Raw genomic sequence first — 4,115 nt, 5'->3', positions numbered from 1 at the left:
AGGCGGGGACGGTGCGCGCGGGCACCATTAAAAGCGCGGTAGGACTTGGCGTGCTGCTCGCTGAGGGCATCGGCGACACGCTGCGCGTCTCGCTCACGGCAGACCCGGTGGAAGAACCGCCCGTCGCCTGGGGCATCCTCGAGTGCCTGGGCATTCGCCGGCGCGGTCCCGAGCTCGTTTCATGCCCTACGTGCGGGCGCACGCAGGTCGACCTCATCCCCATTGCACAGGAGGTGGAGCGCCGGCTTGCGGGCTGCACGAAACCTATTTCCGTCGCCGTCATGGGGTGCGTGGTGAACGGCCCGGGCGAGGCGTCCGATGCCGATGTGGGCGTGGCGTGCGGCCGGGGGAGCGCCCTGCTCTTCAAACACGGCAAGCCCGTGCGTAAGGTTGCCGAGGATGAAATCGTCGATGCCCTCATGCAAGAGATCAACAACATGTAACCTAACACTTTGGGCGTCACTTTGGGGACGGGTATGTTTGTTCCAAAAACGACACAAACGTACCCGTCCCCAAAGTGACGCGCCTGTCTCGAAAGTGTCGAGTCAAAATGCGGTATCATCTTGCGCGTTACCGTCATACAAGGAGGAACCGTGTCCGCACGCACCCGTGTCATGAAGATGTCCGCGCTCTACGCGCCCACGCTTAAAGAGGACCCCGCCGAGGCCGAGCTTGCCAGCCATAAGCTCATGCTCCGCGCGGGCTTCATCCGCAAAGTGGCCTCCGGCCTCTACAGCTACCTGCCGCTCGCATGGCGCTCGATCCGCAAGATCGAGGACATCTGCCGAGACGAGATGGATGGCATCGGCGCCCAGGAGATGCTCGCGCCTATCCTCACCTCTGCTGAGCTCTGGGAGGAGTCCGGCCGCATCGGCGCGTACGGTCCCGAGCTCATGCGCCTGCAAGACCGTCACGACCGCACGTTCTGCCTCGGTCCCACGCACGAGGAGACGTTCACGGACCTCGTACGCAACGAGCTCAAGAGCTACAAGCAGCTGCCTTGTACCCTCTACCAGATCCAGGACAAGTTCCGTGACGAGCTGCGCCCGCGCTTCGGCCTCATGCGCGGCCGTGAGTTCATCATGAAAGACGCCTACAGCTTCTCCGCTACGCAGGAGTCCATGCAGGAGTGCTACGACGACATGAAGGGCGCCTATGCGCGCTACTGTGAGCGCGTCGGCCTCAAGGCGCTGCCCGTCGCGGCGGATTCCGGCGAGATCGGCGGCGATTCCTCTATTGAGTACATGGCGCTCGCCGAGGCCGGCGAGGCAGCGCTCGTGTGGTGCGACTGCGGCTTCGCGGCAGACGACGAGGCGGCGTCCACCACGGTCGTGGTCTCCGAGGGATCTGGTGCAGGTGAGCTCGAGCGCGTGCACACGCCTGGCCTCGGCACCATCGAGGCGGTAGCGGAGTTCTTCGGCTTTCCCCAGAATGGCACCCGCAAGTCGCTCGCACTCATCGACGGCGAGGGCAATCCCGTCGTGGCGATCGTGCCCGGGGACCACGAGCTCAACGAGATCAAGGCCTCGAAACTCTTTGGCGATTTTCACCTCATGACAGACGAAGAGCTTGAACAGTATGGACTCTTCAAGGGATTCATCGGTCCGGTGAACCTGCCTGATGGCATCCGGCTCGTGTGCGACCGCTCGCTTCAAGCTTCGAAGGCGTGGACGTGCGGTGCCAACGAGGTCGATTACCACTTCACCGGCGCCTGCCCCGGCCGCGATTTCACGGTCGACGCATGGGAAGACCTCGTCACCGTGCACGAAGGCGATCCCTGCCCGCACTGCGGAAAGCCCCTCAAGGGTGGCCGCGGCATCGAGTGCGGCCAGGTGTTCCAGATCGGTCAAGACAAGTACGCCGCCAAGATGGGTGCCACGTTCGCCGACGAGAACGGCCGCGAGCAGCCGTTCTACATGGGGTGCTACGGCATCGGCATCTCGCGCACGCTTGCCGCGATCGTGGAGCAGCACCATGACGATCATGGCATCATCTGGCCGGTCTCTGTAGCGCCGTACGAGGTGAGCGTCATCTCGCTCGACAAAAAGGGCGAGGCGTTCGATGCTGCCGCGGAGCTCGCCGAGGCGTTCGCTGCAGAGGGTATCGACGTCGTGTTTGACGATCGCGCCGAGCGTGCGGGCGTCAAGTTCGCCGACAACGACCTCATGGGCTTCCCGTACCAGGTCGTTGTGGGCAAGCGCGGCCTCGCTGCCGGCACCGTCGAGGTGAAGGATCGCGCGACGGGGGAGCGCCGCGATGTGGCCGTCGCCGATGTCGTCGCTGAGGTTGCTTCCCTCGTAAAGGCTGCTCGCGCATAATTCGGCCGCTGGTAACGCCTTTTCGCGCGTATCGGACTTCAAGAAATTTCGCCTGCTACTGACTGGCTTCCGGTTTGCAAAGATCGGAAGCCCTTATTGTGCTTCTCATGCGTTACCACGTTCAAAATCATCGAAAGTTTTGTTCATTATTCGGCGTGAAAATGAACTAATCCTTCGATGATTTTTCATGCTAGATAATCGTCGAATGATTGGTTCACTTTAGATAGTAAAAATGAACAAATGCGACGAGTATTTTTGAAGAACGTTATATCTAGACTGTGTGCCTCGAGATTCGAAATGATTGAATTACAGAATCCTTTGATTGAACATCATGCGCAGCATAGGCTCAATACATATTCGAGTGACGCATCCTTGCAGGTCAACAGCACGAGTTAATTTTTTTCAAATTGTTGCTTGCAATCGATCCGATGTTTCCGTATAGTATTTCCCGCACCGCTTGGGGGCGTAGCTCAGCTGGGAGAGCGCTTGACTGGCAGTCAAGAGGTCAGGGGTTCGATCCCCCTCGTCTCCACCCAAGTGAACAGCCGCCCTCCGAGCAATCGGAGGGCGTTTTGCTATACGGGCTCTTGGCGCAACGGTTAGCGCAGGGGACTCATAATCCCTGGGTTGAGGGTTCGAATCCCCCAGGGCCCACCATACATCTCACGGCTCCCGCTGGGGAGCCGTTTTTTGTTCATGTGTACGCTCGTGCGAACAGTTGAATATGGAACGGTATGGGCAACGGTCCAATGATTGCAGGAATGCAAAGGGTGCGCATAGCGTTCCGGAAGTATGGCATCGAGGGCAGGCGGGCCCAATACCCGTTTTTCTTGCTAAACGGGCGACGCGCTATTCGAGCTCTTCAAACACAATACGTAAATGTATGTAACTCGCGGCTATTGCCTACTACATGATGGGTGAGGGACATGAAGAGATCGATTTCTACAATTGCAGCAGTCTTCGTGGCCATGGTTTTCGCGTTGTGCGGTGCGCCCACGCTTGCGCTTGCGGCGACAGGGGATTCCGTCTACGTCAAGGTCGACGAGCCCACCAACGGCGAGACCTACGTGTTCCATGCGAACATCAGCAACAACCTTACCAAAACGGATACCGCGGATAGGCTCCTGACGGCAGACACGTTCATTCCGGCGTATCAGCAGGGCACGTCAACCACCGCGTTCAGCTTCGACGATTCTGGCAATCTCTGGGCCAATGGCAGCGATCTCGACCAGTACGAGTTCGAGGTGACGGCGGTTCAGGGCGACATGGACGAGGGGAATCAGGGCTACCACATCCGCATGACCGGGCAGAACGTCGATGACGCCCAATACCTAGCGGTAACACAGACCATCATCGAAACGGTTCACGAACGCCATGGATACGCTTACTATCTCGTTGGATCGACACCGACAGAATACGATGGTGTGGTGTACCCGACGCTTCCCTTCGTATATCTCTCGGACTCTCCTTGCACGTGGTACTGGGATGACGTGGAGGGAGAATTCTACACGCGCTATACGAGCGACATTGCGAATTCCGGGACTTCTGCGAATGGCTGCCTGTTCGACGGAACGCCAACGGGAACCTATTACTCGTATATCGACAACGACGGGAATACGTATCTTATCGACTGGACCAACGTCCTGACGTACATCGATCGTGATGACCCGGATTATGTGGGCTATCTTGGCCTTCTCAATCATGGCGGAGCCATGTCCCCCTCCGACAGCAGGATTGCCCTCATCGGGGCCAACGCCCCTGACGCTACGAATCGGCTCTTTTCCAACTCCCTTGCCG

General features: G+C 58.9%; 3 protein-coding genes and 2 tRNA genes. All 5 read left to right on the top strand.

The features are described from left to right. On the top strand, positions 1 to 443 hold a 443-nt coding region (locus tag QZ079_RS08375; RefSeq protein ID WP_297037417.1), incomplete at its 5' end, for a flavodoxin-dependent (E)-4-hydroxy-3-methylbut-2-enyl-diphosphate synthase. A 171-nt stretch (positions 444 to 614) separates the two neighbouring features. Further along, positions 615 to 2,318 (top strand): proline--tRNA ligase, encoded by a 1,704-nt coding sequence (locus tag QZ079_RS08370; RefSeq protein ID WP_297037418.1) that lies wholly within the window; start codon positions 615 to 617, stop codon positions 2,316 to 2,318. A 459-nt stretch (positions 2,319 to 2,777) separates the two neighbouring features. Beyond that, positions 2,778 to 2,850 (top strand) — tRNA-Ala (locus QZ079_RS08365). Positions 2,851 to 2,899: 49 nt separating this feature from the next. Then, positions 2,900 to 2,975: transfer RNA gene (locus QZ079_RS08360), tRNA-Ile, on the top strand. A gap of 269 nt (positions 2,976 to 3,244) precedes the next feature. Then, the coding region (locus QZ079_RS08355) for a hypothetical protein (protein ID WP_297037416.1) at positions 3,245 to 4,115 on the top strand (871 nt) is incomplete at its 3' end.

The organism is uncultured Enorma sp. (assembly GCA_905210055.1).
Lineage (GTDB): Bacteria > Actinomycetota > Coriobacteriia > Coriobacteriales > Coriobacteriaceae > Enorma.
The sequence above is the reverse complement of the archived record's forward strand: the minus strand, read 5'-3'. Positions and strand labels throughout refer to the sequence as shown.